General features: G+C 57.3%; 13 protein-coding genes and 2 tRNA genes. All 15 read right to left on the minus strand.

What is annotated here, in order from left to right:
* Window positions 1-170: 170 nt before the first annotated feature.
* Window positions 171-791: a BON domain-containing protein gene (locus tag HBO09_RS14015; protein WP_029298967.1), complete on the minus strand. Its 621-nt coding sequence runs from the start codon at window positions 789-791 to the stop codon at window positions 171-173.
* 295 nt (window positions 792-1,086) lie between these two features.
* Window positions 1,087-3,192 (minus strand): polyribonucleotide nucleotidyltransferase, encoded by a 2,106-nt coding sequence (gene pnp / locus HBO09_RS14020; RefSeq protein WP_169995144.1) that lies wholly within the window; start codon window positions 3,190-3,192, stop codon window positions 1,087-1,089.
* A gap of 194 nt (window positions 3,193-3,386) precedes the next feature.
* Window positions 3,387-3,656 (minus strand): 30S ribosomal protein S15, encoded by a 270-nt coding sequence (gene rpsO / locus HBO09_RS14025; RefSeq protein WP_003176135.1) that lies wholly within the window; start codon window positions 3,654-3,656, stop codon window positions 3,387-3,389.
* Window positions 3,657-3,771: 115 nt separating this feature from the next.
* The gene (truB, locus tag HBO09_RS14030; protein ID WP_003176136.1) at window positions 3,772-4,689 is read right to left on the minus strand and encodes a tRNA pseudouridine(55) synthase TruB; all 918 of its coding nucleotides are present in this window, start codon (window positions 4,687-4,689) and stop codon (window positions 3,772-3,774) included.
* 3 nt (window positions 4,690-4,692) lie between these two features.
* Complete coding sequence (rbfA, locus tag HBO09_RS14035; RefSeq protein ID WP_029298974.1) at window positions 4,693-5,088, minus strand: 30S ribosome-binding factor RbfA; 396 nt, start codon at window positions 5,086-5,088, stop codon at window positions 4,693-4,695.
* A 159-nt stretch (window positions 5,089-5,247) separates the two neighbouring features.
* Complete coding sequence (gene infB, locus HBO09_RS14040; protein WP_169995146.1) at window positions 5,248-7,770, minus strand: translation initiation factor IF-2; 2,523 nt, start codon at window positions 7,768-7,770, stop codon at window positions 5,248-5,250.
* 27 nt (window positions 7,771-7,797) lie between these two features.
* Window positions 7,798-9,279 (minus strand): transcription termination factor NusA, encoded by a 1,482-nt coding sequence (gene nusA / locus HBO09_RS14045; RefSeq protein ID WP_169995148.1) that lies wholly within the window; start codon window positions 9,277-9,279, stop codon window positions 7,798-7,800.
* Between the two features lie 59 nt (window positions 9,280-9,338).
* Window positions 9,339-9,797 carry a ribosome maturation factor RimP gene (gene rimP, locus HBO09_RS14050; RefSeq protein WP_169995150.1) on the minus strand — a complete coding sequence of 153 codons (459 nt, stop codon included), beginning with the start codon at window positions 9,795-9,797 and terminating at the stop codon, window positions 9,339-9,341.
* 140 nt (window positions 9,798-9,937) lie between these two features.
* Window positions 9,938-10,014 (minus strand) — tRNA-Met (locus HBO09_RS14055).
* Between the two features lie 96 nt (window positions 10,015-10,110).
* Window positions 10,111-10,196, minus strand: a tRNA-Leu gene (locus tag HBO09_RS14060).
* A 21-nt stretch (window positions 10,197-10,217) separates the two neighbouring features.
* A complete protein-coding gene (gene secG, locus HBO09_RS14065) occupies window positions 10,218-10,601 on the minus strand; it encodes a preprotein translocase subunit SecG (protein WP_169995152.1) in 384 nt (127 codons plus the stop codon).
* A gap of 4 nt (window positions 10,602-10,605) precedes the next feature.
* A complete protein-coding gene (gene tpiA, locus HBO09_RS14070; protein ID WP_070994377.1) occupies window positions 10,606-11,361 on the minus strand; it encodes a triose-phosphate isomerase in 756 nt (251 codons plus the stop codon).
* 66 nt (window positions 11,362-11,427) lie between these two features.
* Window positions 11,428-12,765, minus strand: a complete 1,338-nt coding sequence (glmM, locus tag HBO09_RS14075) for a phosphoglucosamine mutase (protein WP_169995154.1) — start codon at window positions 12,763-12,765, stop codon at window positions 11,428-11,430.
* Between the two features lie 16 nt (window positions 12,766-12,781).
* Window positions 12,782-13,633, minus strand: coding sequence for a dihydropteroate synthase (folP, locus tag HBO09_RS14080; protein ID WP_169995156.1), 852 nt, complete (start codon window positions 13,631-13,633; stop codon window positions 12,782-12,784).
* An 8-nt stretch (window positions 13,634-13,641) separates the two neighbouring features.
* Entirely contained in the window at window positions 13,642-15,552 is a 1,911-nt protein-coding gene (gene ftsH, locus HBO09_RS14085) for an ATP-dependent zinc metalloprotease FtsH (RefSeq protein WP_029298988.1), read from the minus strand.
* Between the last annotated feature and the right edge of the window lie 34 nt (window positions 15,553-15,586).

Genomic DNA, 15,586 nt, shown 5'->3' on the forward strand with positions numbered 1-15,586 from the left:
TCCCACATTTGCTCTCCATAATCTGCAACCCACAATAAAACGGGCCCCGACACAAGTGCCGGGGCCCGTAGTGACCACATCCCTGTGGTCGGTCGCATGAACCTGTAAGGTGCATCGAGCGGATATCTGCCTCGCTCTCGGCCGCCTGGGTCCAGTCGAACTGTTACGCGTTACTCTGCTTTCAGGCCATCGGCCGATACAGCTTTAACGCCTTTGATTTTCTTGGTGATATTCACCGCAGTGGTTTTCTGCGCTTCAGTCACAGCGACCGAAGAGGACAGGGAAACCACGCCCTTGTTGGTTTCGACTTTGATGTCGGTACCAGGAATGCCTTTCTCGGTTACCAGGTCAGCTTTCACTTTGGTAGTGATCCAGGTATCCGAAGTGGATTCTTTGGCGCCTGCTGCTGCGCTTTTGGTTTTGTCGATGTTGTCTGCCTTGGTAGCGCCGCCAGCCAGCAGGCCGTCAGCAGAAACCGCGGTTACACCTTTGATTTTCTTGGTGATCGCTACAGCGGTTGCTTTCTGCGAATCCGAAATAGCTACAGTCGACGACAGGGAAACCACACCTTTGTTGGTTTCAACCTTGATGTCCGAACCTGGAATGCCTTTTTCGGTCAGCAGATCAGACTTAACTTTGGTGGTGATCCAAGTATCCGAAACACTTTCTTTTGCCTTGGTGGCTTCACCAGCCGCCAGGGTCATTGGAGCTTGGGAAGTCTGGGCAAAGGCCACGTTAGCACCCATGGCCAGGGTCAGAGCGGTAGCAGTAGCGAGAGCGAACTTCTTCATACGAGTAACTCCTGTTTTATTGAAAGTCTGCAGTGTGTGAACCTTGATGCTGCAGCGTTAACAGGAATATTGCAGGCAGTGTGCCAAGTCCAAAAAATGAAATAAGTCCTTATAAAACAACAAGTTAATAAAATCAGTCTTTTTCGAAATCGTGCAACTTGCATGAAGACCTTCGTGCCTGCATGCAAGTTGCGGCTTTTGCCCTGGGCTAAACGGCTGATTTACCTTCACTTTCCTACAGCGATAAAAAAAGGACTCCGAAGAGTCCTTTTTTCAGCGTGAAGCCTGGGAGTAATTAAACGCCCGAAGCCTTGGCTGCTGCTACGTCCTTGATGGACAGCTTGATACGGCCGCGGTTGTCCACGTCCAGTACCAGCACTTCCACTTCCTGGCCTTCTTTCAGGATATCGGTCACTTTCTCAACGCGAGCGTCGCTCAGCATGGAGATGTGAACCAGACCGTCCTTACCAGGCAGGATGTTGACGAATGCGCCGAAGTCGACGATGCGCTCAACCTTACCGACGTAGATCTTGCCGATCTCGGCTTCAGCGGTGATACCCAGTACGCGCTGACGTGCTGCTTCAGCCGCTTCCTTGGTTTCGCCGAAGATCTTGATCGAACCGTCGTCTTCGATATCGATCGAGGCCTTGGTTTCTTCACAGATCGCACGGATGGTCGCGCCGCCTTTACCGATAACATCACGGATTTTGTCGGTATCGATTTTCATCGCGATCATGGTCGGAGCATTTTCCGACAGCTCGGTGCGGGACTGACCAATGATCTGGTTCATCTGACCGAGGATGTTCAGGCGCGCTTCCAGGGCTTGGCCCAGGGCGATCTCCATGATCTCTTCGGTGATGCCCTTGATCTTGATGTCCATCTGCAGCGCGGTAACACCTTTGGCGGTACCGGCTACTTTGAAGTCCATGTCGCCCAGGTGGTCTTCGTCACCCAGGATGTCGGTCAGGACGGCGAACTTCTCGCCTTCTTTAACCAGACCCATGGCGATACCGGCAACCGGCGCCTTCATCGGCACACCAGCGTCCATCAGAGCCAGGGAAGCACCGCAAACGGAAGCCATGGAGCTGGAACCGTTGGACTCGGTGATTTCTGACACAACACGGATGGTGTATGGGAACACGTCAGCGGCAGGCAGCATGGCCTGGACCGAACGACGGGCCAGACGGCCGTGACCGATTTCGCGACGACCAGCGCCACCCATGCGACCACACTCGCCCACCGAGAACGGAGGGAAGTTGTAGTGCAGCATGAACGGGTCTTTTTTCTCGCCTTCCAGGGTGTCCAGCAGTTGTGCGTCACGGGCGGTGCCCAGGGTCGCGACTACCAGAGCCTGGGTTTCACCACGGGTGAACAGGGCCGAACCGTGGGTCTTGGGCAGAACGCCGACTTCGATGTTCAGCGGACGCACGGTGCGGGTGTCACGGCCATCGATACGTGGCTTGCCGTTAACGATGTTTTCGCGAACGGTGCGGTATTCGATTTCACCGAAGGCTGCTTTGACTTCGCTGGAGGAAGGCTGGCCTTCTTCACCGGACAGCTTGGCAACAACCTGGTCCTTCAACTCACCCAGGCGAGCATAACGGTCGGCCTTGATGGTGATGGTGTAGGCGTCGGAGATCTGTGCGCCGAACTCGGAGCGGATAGCGCCCAGCAGTTCGGTGGCTTCTGGCTGAGGAGCCCAGGTCCAGGTCGGCTTGGCGGCTTCGGCAGCCAGTTCTTTAACGGCGTTGATCACAACCTGGAACTCGTCGTGAGCAAACAGTACGGCGCCCAGCATCTGGTCTTCAGTCAGCTCTTTGGCTTCCGATTCAACCATCAACACGGCTTCCGAGGTACCGGCAACGACCATGTCCAGGCTCGAAGCTTTCAGTTGCTCGTAAGTCGGGTTCAGCAGGTAGCCGGTGCTTTCGTGGAACGCAACGCGAGCTGCGCCGATCGGGCCATCGAACGGAATGCCAGAGATCGCCAGGGCAGCCGAAGTACCGATCATCGCAGCGACGTCCGGATCGGTTTTTTTGCTGGTGGACAGAACGGTGCAGACAACCTGCACTTCGTTCATGAAGCCTTCTGGGAACAGCGGACGGATCGGACGGTCGATCAGTCGGGAAGTCAGGGTTTCTTTCTCGGAAGGACGGCCTTCACGCTTGAAGAAACCGCCAGGGATCTTACCGGCAGCGTAAGTCTTTTCCTGGTAGTGAACAGACAGAGGGAAGAAACCCTTGCCTGGATCGGCTTGCTTGGCACCAACGACGGTCACCAATACGCTGACGTCGTCGTCAACGGTGACCAGCACTGCGCCGGAGGCCTGACGGGCGATACGGCCTGTCTCGAGGGTAACGGTCGACTGACCGAACTGGAATTTTTTGATTACCGGGTTCACGGTGTCCTACCTTCTTTGTGGCTCTTGGGGAACTTGTCTTCTTGCGAAATTCTTGGGCAATGTCGGGAGTCGGCCCAACCCTTGTCCAGGGTAAAACGTGTATCCAGATAAAACTTGAGGCTGGGAGCCTGCCATGGGCCAGCGGGAATCCCACTGACACACGGCAAACAACCAACCTCTAGCGCAATCGCTGATTAGCGACGCAGACCCAGGCGACCGATCAGAGCCTGATAACGACCCAGATCCTTGCCTTTCAGGTAGTCCAGCAGCTTACGACGCTGGTTTACCATGCGGATCAGACCACGACGGGAGTGGTGATCTTTACCGTTGGCCTTGAAGTGACCTTGCAGCTTGTTGATGTTGTGGGTCAGCAGTGCAACTTGCACTTCTGGCGAACCAGTGTCACCAACAGCTTGCTGATAGTCAGCTACGATTTGTGCTTTTTCTTGAACGTCGAGAGCCATGAGGCAATCCTTTTTTCAGGAAACCACCCAAAGGGCAGTTTCAACAGGCCAGGGACAAATCCCTGTATCTAAAAATGAGTGTTGACCGTGCCTGTTAACAGCCACACTCGTTCGGTCATTCTGACCGAATCAGCCGACGCGGCGCGATGCGCCCGTCTTCGCTCACTTCACCGATACCGATAAAGCGACCGTTGTGATCTTGTACCCGCACCATGCCGAACTTCGGCGCATCCGGAGCGCGTACCGGTTGGCCGTTAAGCCAGTAGAACGCGCTGTGCTCCGAAAAGTGCAGCAATGGCCAATCCAGCAAACCGCTGTCCGATGGCATCAGGAAGCGATCAACTGCTTCGTTGCCGCCTTCGGCATGCACGGCTTCCAACTCTTCCAGCGTGACCGTCTGGGCCAGGGTGAAAGGGCCTGCCTGGGTGCGTCGCAGTTCTGCAACGTACGCGCCGCAACCGAGCTGTTCACCAATATCTTCCACCAGGGTACGGATATAGGTGCCTTTGCTGCAGTCCACGGCCAAACGGGCAGTGTCGCCTTCACAGGCGAGCAATTCCAAGCGCGCAATAGTAACAGAACGCGGTTCACGCTCCACTACTTCGCCCGCACGTGCCAGCTTGTAAAGAGGCTGGCCATCACGCTTGAGAGCCGAGTACATCGGCGGTATCTGACTGATTTGCCCACGAAAAGCGGGTAAGGCGGCCTCAATATCTGCACGACCAACGGTCACGTCGCGAACCTGCAGAACATCACCTTCGGCATCAGCCGTGGTGGTGGTCTTGCCCAGTTGCATCAGGGTTTCGTAACCCTTGTCCGAATCGAGCAGGTATTGGGAGAACTTGGTGGCCTCGCCAAAGCACAATGGCAATACGCCAGTGGCCAAGGGGTCGAGGCTACCGGTGTGCCCGGCCTTCTCTGCATTGAGCAGCCAGCGGACCTTCTGCAAAGCGGCATTGGAGGTAAAGCCAATGGGCTTGTCGAGCAGGATGATGCCGCTGACGTTACGACGGATACGTTTGACCTGAGCCACCGCTTACTCCTTGGCGTCTTCAGGTGTGGACGGATGCTGATTGTCTTCAGCCACTGCACGCTCGATCAGGGCCGACAGATGCGCACCACGCACGACGCTTTCGTCGTAGTGGAAGTGCAATTGGGGCACGCTACGCAGCTTCATCTCGCGGGCCAACTGCATACGCAGGAAACCTGCGGCGGAGTTGAGCACCTTGATGCTTTGCGCGATCTCTTCGCTGTTGTCCTGGCCCATCACGGTGATGAAGATCTTGGCGTGACCGACGTCACGGCTCACTTCAACAGCAGTGATGGTGACCAGGCCAACGCGCGGGTCTTTGACTTCGCGACGGATCAGTTGGGCCAGCTCGCGCTGCATCTGATCGCCGATACGCTGGGTACGGCTGTATTCTTTTGCCATGTCTTGTTACCTGTTACTGCCACACGGTGAAACCCGTGGGGTCTGAAAGCGGCAAACGCCCGGCCTGACAAAAGCCAGACCGGGCGTTGCGTTTAGAGTCCGGACACAGCGCGGGGCATTTGCATGCCCACACGCGGCGTGGCTCCTGAAGTGCGCGAGTTAGAGGCTGCGAGCAACCTGGACCTTCTCGTAAACTTCGATCTTGTCGCCAGGCTTGACGTCGTTGTAGCTCTTGACGCCGATACCGCATTCCATGCCGGCACGTACTTCAGAAGCGTCATCCTTGAAGCGGCGCAGGGATTCCAGCTCGCCTTCGAAGATAACGATGTCTTCACGCAGTACACGGATTGGACGGTTACGGTGCACAGTACCTTCGATAACCATGCAACCGGCGATCGCGCCGAACTTCGGCGAACGGAACACGTCACGAACTTCGGCGATACCCAGGATATTCTCCCGGACGTCACTGCCAAGCATGCCGGTAAGGGCCTTCTTGACGTCTTCGATGATGTCGTAGATGACGTTGTAGTAACGCATGTCCAAGCCTTCCTGCTCGACGATCTTCCGTGCGCCAGCATCGGCACGCACGTTGAAGCCGAACAGTACAGCGTTGGAAGCCAGTGCCAGGTTGGCGTCGGACTCGGTGATACCACCGACACCGCCACCGACAACACGCACTTGCACTTCGTCGTTACCTAGGCCGTTCAAGGCGCCGTTCAACGCTTCGAGGGAACCACGGACGTCAGATTTGAGGACGATGTTGAGCGTCTTCTTCTCTGCCTGGCCCATGTTCTCGAAGATGTTTTCCAGCTTGCCGGCGTGAGCACGGGCCAGTTTGACTTCGCGGAACTTGCCTTGACGGAACAGAGCCACTTCACGGGCTTTCTTCTCGTCCGACAATACGCTCATCTCGTCGCCAGCGTCCGGGGTACCGTCCAGGCCGAGGATCTCGACAGGGATGGATGGACCCGCTTCCTTGATTGGCTTGCCGTTCTCGTCGAGCATGGCACGTACACGGCCATAGTTCGAACCGACCAGCACCATGTCGCCTTGGCGCAGGGTACCGTCTTGAACCAGAACGGTAGCAACCGGGCCACGACCTTTGTCGAGACGCGATTCAACCACAACACCACGACCCGGGGCCGATGGGGTTGCTTTGAGTTCCAGGACTTCGGCTTGCAGCAGAACAGCTTCGAGCAGTTCGTCTACGCCAGTACCGACCTTCGCCGAAACCGAAACGAACGGCGTATCACCGCCCCACTCTTCGGAAGTCACACCGTGAACCGACAGTTCGCTACGGATGCGATCAAGATCAGCGCCCGGCTTGTCGATTTTGTTCACGGCAACAACCAGTGGAACACCAGCGGCCTTGGCGTGCTGGACAGCTTCAATGGTCTGCGGCATTACGCCGTCGTCCGCTGCAACTACCAGGATCACGATGTCGGTCGCCTTGGCACCACGGGCACGCATTGCGGTAAACGCGGCGTGACCTGGGGTGTCAAGGAAGGTGACCATGCCGCGCTCGGTTTCAACGTGGTATGCACCGATGTGCTGGGTGATACCACCGGCTTCGCCGGCAGCTACCTTGGCACGACGGATGTAGTCGAGCAGCGAGGTCTTACCATGGTCAACGTGGCCCATTACGGTCACGACTGGCGCACGGGAGAAGGTCTCGCCTTCAAACTTAAGGGACTCGGCCAGGGAGTCTTCCAGGGCGGTGTCGCTGACCAGGGTCACTTTGTGGCCCAGTTCTTCGGCTACCAGTTGAGCAGTTTCCTGGTCAAGCACCTGGTTGATGGTCGCTGGAGTACCCAGTTTGAACATGAACTTGATGATTTCAGCAGCCTTGACCGACATCTGATTGGCCAAATCGCCAACAGTGATGGTCTCACCGATCTGCACATCACGCACGACAGGGCCGGTTGGGCTCTGGAAACCGTGGGCGTTGCGTTTCTTCAGCTTGGCCTTGCCGCGACCACCACGACGGAAGCCATCGCTTTCTTCGTCGGTGGTACGTGGCGCAACGCGTGGAGCAGGCGCTTTCTCTTTGACCGAGGCACGATGCGGAGCGTTTTTACGCTCGCCATCGCCACCACCACTGCGACGATTGTTATCGTCGGCACGGGGCTTGTCCGGACGACGAGGTTCGTCGCGCTTGCGAGCGTCAGCAGCAGGTGCTGGCGCAGCGGCAACCGGAGCAGCCTCACGCACAGCTTCAACAGGCGCTGCAGGAGCGGCGACTGCATCAGTAGCGGATTGCGCAGCAGCAGGCTGGCGACGCGCTTCTTCTTCGGCGCGACGCTTGGCTTCTTCTTCAGCCTTCTGACGTGCAGCATTTTCTACTGCGCGACGTTCGTCCATGTCGCGTTTGCGCTCGGCTTCGATTTCTTCCGGGCTGCGCTGTACGAAGACTTTCTTCTTACGCACTTCAACGCTGATGCTCTTGCTACCAGCCACCCGCAGGGTGCTGGTTGTTTTGCGCTGCAATGTAATCTTGCGCGGTTCTTCCACTTTCGCCTTGTGGCTGCTTTTCAAGTGAGTCAGCAACGATTGCTTCTCACTGTCGCTCACATGTTCCTCGGCGGCGGTGTGCGGCAGACCTGCCTCACGCATCTGCTGCAACAGGCGCTCTACCGGTGTTTTGACCTCATCGGCCAGTTGTTTCACCGTGACTTGCGTCATGCACTTCTCTCCTCAGGCCGCGCCTAATTACTCGAACCAATGGGCTCGGGCGGCCATGATCAACTTGCCGGCACGATCATCGTCAATGCCGTCGATGTCGAGCAGGTCGTCAATAGACTGCTCGGCCAGGTCTTCGCGGGTAACTACGCCGCGCACCGCCAGTTCCATCGCCAAATCCTTGTCCATACCCTCAAGCGAGAGCAGGTCTTCGGCCGGATGGGCGTCTGCCAGCTTTTCCTCAGTAGCGATGGCTTTAGTCAACAAACGATCCTTGGCCCGAGCGCGAAGCTCGTTGACGGTGTCTTCGTCAAAGCCATCGATGTTGAGCATTTCCTCCACCGGTACGTAGGCAATCTCTTCCAGGCTGGTGAAGCCTTCATCTACCAGCACCTGTGCCAGGTCTTCGTCGACTTCCAACTCGTCGATGAAGTTGCGCAGGATATCGCCGGTTTCTGCTTGCTGCTTAGCCTGGATGTCCGATTCGGTCATGACGTTCAGGGTCCAGCCAGTCAACTGGCTGGCCAGACGCACGTTCTGACCACCACGACCGATGGCCTGGGCCAGATTGTCTGCGCCAACGGCGATGTCCATTGCATGGGCATCTTCGTCAACAATAATTGCCGCAACTTCGGCCGGGGACATGGCGTTGATCACGAACTGCGCAGGGTTATCGTCCCACAGCACGATATCCACGCGCTCACCGCCCAATTCGCCCGACACTGCCTGGACGCGCGAACCGCGCATACCAATGCAAGCGCCTTGCGGGTCGATGCGTTTGTCCTTGGAGCGGACCGCGATCTTGGCACGCGAACCCGGGTCGCGGGACGCAGCCATGACTTCGATCAGGCCTTCGGCAATTTCCGGCACTTCGATACGGAACAGCTCGATCAACATTTCTGGCGCAGTACGCGACAGGATCAGTTGAGGGCCACGGTTCTCAGTGCGGATTTCCTTGAGCAGCGCACGCAAACGCACGCCAACACGGAAGGTTTCGCGGGAAATGATGTCTTCACGGGCCAGCAACGCTTCTGCGTTGTTACCCAGGTCGACGATCACGTTGTCGCGGGTCACTTTTTTCACGGTGCCGGAGATGATTTCCCCCAGGCGCTCGCGATAGGCGTCAACAACTTGGGCGCGCTCGGCTTCGCGGACCTTTTGCACGATGACTTGCTTGGCAGTCTGTGCAGCGATGCGGCCGAACTCGATGGACTCGATCTTTTCCTCGACGACGTCACCAACCTGGGCACCAGGATGCGTTTGCGCAACCTTGCTTGGCCAGGTTTCGATGGCCGGATCATCAAGATCGGCTTCTTCGACGACCGTCCAGCGACGGAAAGTCTCATAGGCTCCGGTGTGGCGGTTGATTTCCACACGCAGATCAACTTCGTCTTCAAACCGCTTTTTGGTAGCAGTGGCCAGGGCCAGCTCCAGCGCTTCAAAAATCACGTTTGCCGGTACGCCCTTTTCATTGGATACCGACTCAACAACCAGCAGTACTTCTTTGCTCATCGTACGCCTCGCCTTTCGCAAGCCATTGGATCCGCGGGATCCGCAGTTTCTGGCACGTCTCAGTCAAAACTGGGAATAATGTTGGCCTTGTCGATCATATCGATCGGCAACAGGAACTCGTGGTCTTCTACCTGCACCACTACATCCTGTTCTTCTACACCGCGCAGAAGGCCCTGAAAGTTGCGTCGCCCTTCGAAAGGAGATCGCAGCTTGATCTTCACTTGTTCACCGGCATATTTAGCAAACTGCTCAATAGTGAACAGTGGGCGTTCCATGCCTGGCGAGGAAACTTCGAGGGTGTATTCAACGGCGATCGGATCTTCAACATCCAGAACACCGCTGATCTGACGGCTGACGATGGCACAATCGTCCACCAGCACACCGCCCTCTTTATCGATATAAACGCGCAACATTGAGTGGCGACCTTGAGCCGAAAACTCAACACCCCAGCATTCATAGCCTAGGGCCACGACCACCGGGGCCAGCAAGGCCTGCAACTCTTCTAGCTTGCTCGACACCTGAACCCCCTCGTGCATGTATGTGCATGCTGTGCAAAATAAAAAAATGGGCGAAACGCCCATCCTTGAAACGCCGTCGAACAGCGGCGTTGAAAGTGTCCAGCTAACAAAAAGCCCCTTAAAAGGGGCTCCGCTAAAACTGGTTGCGGGGGCCGGATTTGAACCGACGACCTTCGGGTTATGAGCCCGACGAGCTACCAGACTGCTCCACCCCGCGACAAAGCTGGGGCGGAAGTATACGACCGATCCCTTACAGGGTCAATGTAACCTTCCACCTACAAGAAAGCCCGCAACAGCGGGCTCTCCTGATAATTGGTACCGAGAAGGGGACTCGAACCCCTACACCCTATGGGCACAACCACCTCAAGGTTGCGTGTCTACCAATTCCACCACCTCGGCAATACAGCGTTTACAACCTTCTTACTTCTGCTCTTGAGCTGGAGGCACGTCAGTCGCTGGAGTAGCCGACTTTTGCTCTTGAAGCACCGGGACATCATCAGAAGCCGGTTTTGCCTTTGGAACTTCCAACACTGCTGGATCTGGCAAACCTGCTTGAGTCAGCACATGAGCTTTCTCTTTAGCAAAGTAACCTAACCCCAGGCTGGTCATGAAGAAACCGGCGGCAAGTATAGCAGTAAACTTACTAAGAAAGGTAGAGGAACCTTGGCTTCCGAACACAGTATTTGAAGCACCTGCCCCGAAAGACGCACCAGCGTCCGCACCTTTACCCTGTTGCAGCAATACCAGGGCAACAACGCCCAGTGCACCCAACAGATGAAAAACGACTACGACTGTTTCCAGCATTTTCTCAGTTTCCCGCGGCGCGACAAATCGCACCGAACTCATCTGCATTCAGGGAAGCTCCACCAATGAGCCCCCCATCGATATCCGGCATGCCGAACAGTTCGACCGCATTGGCCGCCTTCACGCTGCCGCCGTATAGAAGCCGCACACCTTGCGCGACCTCAGAATTCTCTGCCGCCAACTGCGCGCGGATGGCTGCGTGCACATCCTGCGCCTGTTGCGGTGTAGCAGTCAGCCCGGTGCCAATGGCCCAGACCGGCTCGTAAGCAATCACTGCCTTTGCAAAGGCACCGACACCCAGCTCCTCGATGATACTGCCAAGCTGACGCGAGACAACTTCAAGAGTTTTACCCGATTCACGCTGCTCGAGGGTCTCCCCTATGCACAACACTGGAATCAGGCCACAAGCCTGTGCCGCTGCGAACTTGCGGTTGAGTGTCCCATCACGCTCGCCCATCATCTGACGGCGCTCGGAGTGCCCAACGAGCACATAGGAACAACCCGCATCAACCAGCTGACTCGGTGCAATCTCACCGGTCAACGCACCCTGCATGGCTTCTACTGCGGAGTTCTGTGCGCCGACCTGAATCGACTTGCCTTTCAAGCCATCAACCACTTGGTTGATATGCAAGCAAGGCGGGAATACCGCAATATCGACACCGCTCGGCAGGGCCAAGTGACGAAGGCCATTGACCAGCTCAGCGACACTGGCGCGGGTACCGTGCATCTTCCAGTTACCAGCTACCATAGTGCGACGCATGCTGTACCTCGTCGGTCAAAGTGGGCGCAGATGTTACCCAACCGCATCAACACTGGCAAGCCGAATTCAGGCGCAAACTTCAGTTACCAGTTTTGCCAGCTCTTCGGCGTAGCCGCGAACCTGTATTTCGTCATCACCTTCGACCATGACACGCACCAAAGGCTCGGTCCCCGACTTGCGCAACAAGACCCGACCACGGCCCGCCATCGCGACGGTAACGCGCTCACAGGCTTCCTTGATAGCCGGATGCTCGATAGGGTTTTCACCCCCCGCGAAACGCACATTGAGCAATACTTGAGGACACTTGCGCAGCGCCTGACGCGCCTGGGCCAGGCTTTCTTCACGGCGACGCAAGGCAAGCAGTACCTGCAACGCGGCGATGATCGCATCACCGGTGGTGGTGTGCTGGAAGCACACGACATGCCCCGAGTTCTCGCCACCGACCACCCAGTTACGCTCCAGCAACTCGGCAATCACGTAGCGGTCGCCAACATTGGCGCGCACAAACGGAATCCCCAGATCTGCCAGGGCCAACTCCAGCCCCAGGTTACTCATCAAGGTACCGACGACGCCGCCTTGCAGCTTGTTACGCTCATGCAGGTCACGAGCGATGATGAACAAAAGGTCGTCACCGTCGACGATGGCGCCGGTATGATCAACCATCAGCACGCGGTCACCGTCGCCATCAAAGGCAATACCCAGGTCCGCGTGCTCAGCCAATACCGCCGCCTGCAATTGCCCCATGTGGGTAGAACCGCAGTTATCGTTGATGTTCAGGCCGTTGGGCTGGGCCGACAGTACTGTGACCTCGGCGCCCAATTCCTTGAATACGCTGGGAGCAACCTTGTAGGTCGCACCATGGGCGCAGTCGATGACCACCTTGAGCCCGGCAAAATTGGTGCTGGTAGGCACGCTGCTTTTGCAAAACTCGATATAACGACCCGAAGCGTCGTTGATCCGCGAAACCTTGCCCAGCTTGCTCGACTCGACGACCGTCATTGGCGCATCCAGCAACTCTTCAATCATGTGCTCGATCTCGTCCGGCAGCTTGGTGCCCTGGCCCGAGAAAAACTTGATGCCGTTGTCATCATGGGGATTGTGCGAAGCGCTAATCACAATCCCAGCCTCAGCGTGAAAGGTACGCGTGAGGTAAGCGATCGCCGGCGTAGGCATCGGCCCCAGCAACATCACGTCAGCCCCTGCAGCAGAAAGACCCGCTTCCAGCGCAGACTCGAACATGTAACCAGAGATCCGCGTGTCCTTACCAACCAGGATGCGACATGCCCCCATGCTCCGAAAAGCCATCCCGGCCGCCCAGCCCAGCTTGAGCATGAAATCCGGAGTGATCGGGAACTCGCCGACCCGACCACGAATACCGTCGGTGCCAAAATATTTCTTTGTCATAAGTGCTCCATCATTCTTATTCGGCTGATTCTACCACTTCGATCATCCGTACTACGTCAACAGTCTCGGCCACATCGTGCACTCGCAGAATGCGCGCGCCCTTGGCAACGGCCAAAGCCGCCAGGGCCAGTCCGCCATGCAGGCGCTCGCCCACGGGACGATTCAAGGCCATGCCTATCATGCTCTTGCGCGACACCCCAACCAACAGGGGACGACCAAGGGCATGCAGCGATTGCATATGTTTGAACAAGCTCAAGTTGTGCTGCAGGGTTTTGGCAAAACCAAACCCGGGGTCGAGAATGATCCGCTCAGGCGCAATCCCCGCAGCGGCGCATTGGGCAATGCGACCTGCAAGAAATTCCGTCACTTCTTCAACAATGTTGTCGTAGTGCGGGGCGTCCTGCATCGTCCCGGGCTCGCCGAGCATATGCATCAGGCAGACAGGCAGCCCAGTGGCCGCAGCAGCATCCAGCGCGCCGTCACGCTGCAACGAGCGCACGTCGTTGATCAACCCTGCCCCAAGCCGCGCGGTTTCGCGCATGACAGCAGGGGTCGAGGTGTCTACCGAAATGATTACATCCAGTTCGCGATGGATTCGCTCGACAACCGGCGCAACACGCTCCATCTCCTCCAATGGGGAAACAGCACGCGCTCCTGGCCGGGTCGATTCGCCACCCACATCGATAAGAGTCGCACCGGCAGCGACCATCGCCGCTGCATGGCGCAATGCCGCATCCAGCTGGCTGAAGCGACCACCGTCGGAAAAGGAATCAGGGGTTACATTGAGAATGCCCATAACGTGAGTACGGGCCAAATCAAGAACCCGGCTGCCGCAAGGCAACCGGGTAGAGGGCGACGCAGAAGTCATTTCAAGCCTTAAAGGTCGGCAGCCGGGCCGCCGATTGGGTTTTCCGGGCGCTCGTTCTGTACCACTGGCGGCGTGCCTGAAGTACCCGAACCGCCTTCCCAATCACGAGGCTCACGAGGCGTACGACCAGCCATGATGTCGTCGATCTGCTCGGCATCGATGGTCTCGTACTTCATCAGGGCATCAGCCATGGCGTCGAGCTTGTCGCGGTTATCGGTAAGGATCTGCTTGGCCGTGCCGTAGCACTGGTCAATGATGCTGCGCACTTCGGAGTCGATCAGCTTGGCTGTCTCGCCGGAGAAGCTGGCACTTTGACCGCCGCCGCCACGACCCAGGAACACTTCACCCTCTTCCTCGGCATACATCAGCGGGCCGAGTTTTTCCGACAGACCCCACTTGGTGACCATATTCCGCGCAATCTGGCTGGCACGCATGATGTCGTTGGACGCGCCGGTGGTTACACCGTCAAAACCCAAGGTCATCTCTTCAGCGATACGACCGCCGTACAGCGAACAGATCTGGCTGATCAGGGCGCGCTTGGAGAGGCTGTAGCGATCCTCTTCCGGCAGGAACATGGTGACACCCAGCGCCCGACCACGAGGAATGATCGATACTTTGTAGACCGGGTCGTGCTCAGGCACAACGCGACCGACAATGGCGTGACCGGCTTCGTGATAAGCAGTGTTCTGCTTCTCTTTCTCGGACATGACCATGGATTTGCGCTCGGCGCCCATCATGATCTTGTCTTTGGCCAGTTCGAACTCTTTCATCTCGACGATACGCTTGCCGGTACGGGCAGCGAACAGCGAAGCCTCGTTCACCAGGTTAGCCAGGTCGGCACCAGAGAAACCAGGAGTACCACGGGCAATCACGCCCGGAGCCACGTCGTCGCCCATTGGCACTTTGCGCATATGGACCTTGAGAATCTGCTCACGGCCACGGATATCTGGCAAGCCAACCACAACCTGACGGTCGAAGCGGCCCGGACGCAGCAGCGCCGGGTCAAGTACGTCAGGACGGTTGGTGGCGGCAATCACGATGATGCCATCGTTCATTTCAAAGCCGTCCATCTCCACCAGCAACTGGTTGAGGGTCTGCTCACGCTCGTCGTGACCACCGCCCATACCAGCACCACGATGGCGACCGACAGCGTCGATTTCATCGATAAAGATGATGCAAGGCGCGTGTTTCTTGGCCTGCTCGAACATGTCACGCACACGGCTTGCACCTACGCCGACAAACATCTCGACGAAGTCGGAACCGGAAATGGTGAAGAACGGCACCTTGGCTTCGCCGGCAATCGCCTTGGCAAGCAGGGTTTTACCGGTACCTGGAGGACCGACCATCAGCACACCGCGAGGAATACGGCCGCCCAGGCGCTGGAACTTGCCCGGATCGCGCAGGAACTCGACCAGTTCGCCAACTTCTTCCTTGGCTTCGTCGCAACCTGCAACGTCAGCCAGGGTCGTTTTCACCTGATCTTCGGAAAGCAGGCGCGCCTTGCTCTTGCCGAAGCTCATCGGCCCGCCCTTGCCCCCCGCGCCGCCTTGCATCTGGCGCATGAAGAACATGAAAACGGCGATAATCACCAGGATCGGGAAGCTGGCAACCAGCAACTGTGTCCAGATGCTCTGCTGCTCAGGCTGCTTGCCCTCGACGACCACCTTGTTATCCACCAGGTCGCCGATCAGGCCATTGTCCTGGATCGCCGGACGAATGGTCTTGAAGCTGTCGCCATCGTTGCGTTTGCCAGTGATCACGTAGCCATCAACCGCCACGCGCTCGACCTTGCCATCCTTAACTTGCTGGATGAAGTCGGAATAGTTGAGGGTCTGCGGCTCGTTAGGGCTGGAGAAGTTGTTCATCACCGTCACCAGGACAGCCGCGATGATCAACCACAGGATCAGATTCTTTGCCATATCGTTCAATTAACTACCCTCTGAAGCAAGCTCC

Source organism: Pseudomonas sp. WS 5027 (assembly GCF_012985695.1).
GTDB lineage: Bacteria > Pseudomonadota > Gammaproteobacteria > Pseudomonadales > Pseudomonadaceae > Aquipseudomonas > Aquipseudomonas hygromyciniae.

What these genes read in the sequence shown, in the direction of transcription:
- HBO09_RS14015 (WP_029298967.1), bottom strand. Translation starts at nt 791, where the DNA reads ATGAAGAAGTTCGCTCTCGCTACTGCTACCGCTCTGACCCTGGCCATG.
- folP (WP_169995156.1), bottom strand. Translation starts at nt 13,633, where the DNA reads ATGACTTCTGCGTCGCCCTCTACCCGGTTGCCTTGCGGCAGCCGGGTT.
- ftsH (WP_029298988.1), bottom strand. Translation starts at nt 15,552, where the DNA reads ATGGCAAAGAATCTGATCCTGTGGTTGATCATCGCGGCTGTCCTGGTG.
- tpiA (WP_070994377.1), bottom strand. Translation starts at nt 11,361, where the DNA reads ATGCGTCGCACTATGGTAGCTGGTAACTGGAAGATGCACGGTACCCGC.
- rbfA (WP_029298974.1), bottom strand. Translation starts at nt 5,088, where the DNA reads ATGGCAAAAGAATACAGCCGTACCCAGCGTATCGGCGATCAGATGCAG.
- rpsO (WP_003176135.1), bottom strand. Translation starts at nt 3,656, where the DNA reads ATGGCTCTCGACGTTCAAGAAAAAGCACAAATCGTAGCTGACTATCAG.
- nusA (WP_169995148.1), bottom strand. Translation starts at nt 9,279, where the DNA reads ATGAGCAAAGAAGTACTGCTGGTTGTTGAGTCGGTATCCAATGAAAAG.
- secG (WP_169995152.1), bottom strand. Translation starts at nt 10,601, where the DNA reads ATGCTGGAAACAGTCGTAGTCGTTTTTCATCTGTTGGGTGCACTGGGC.
- infB (WP_169995146.1), bottom strand. Translation starts at nt 7,770, where the DNA reads ATGACGCAAGTCACGGTGAAACAACTGGCCGATGAGGTCAAAACACCG.
- glmM (WP_169995154.1), bottom strand. Translation starts at nt 12,765, where the DNA reads ATGACAAAGAAATATTTTGGCACCGACGGTATTCGTGGTCGGGTCGGC.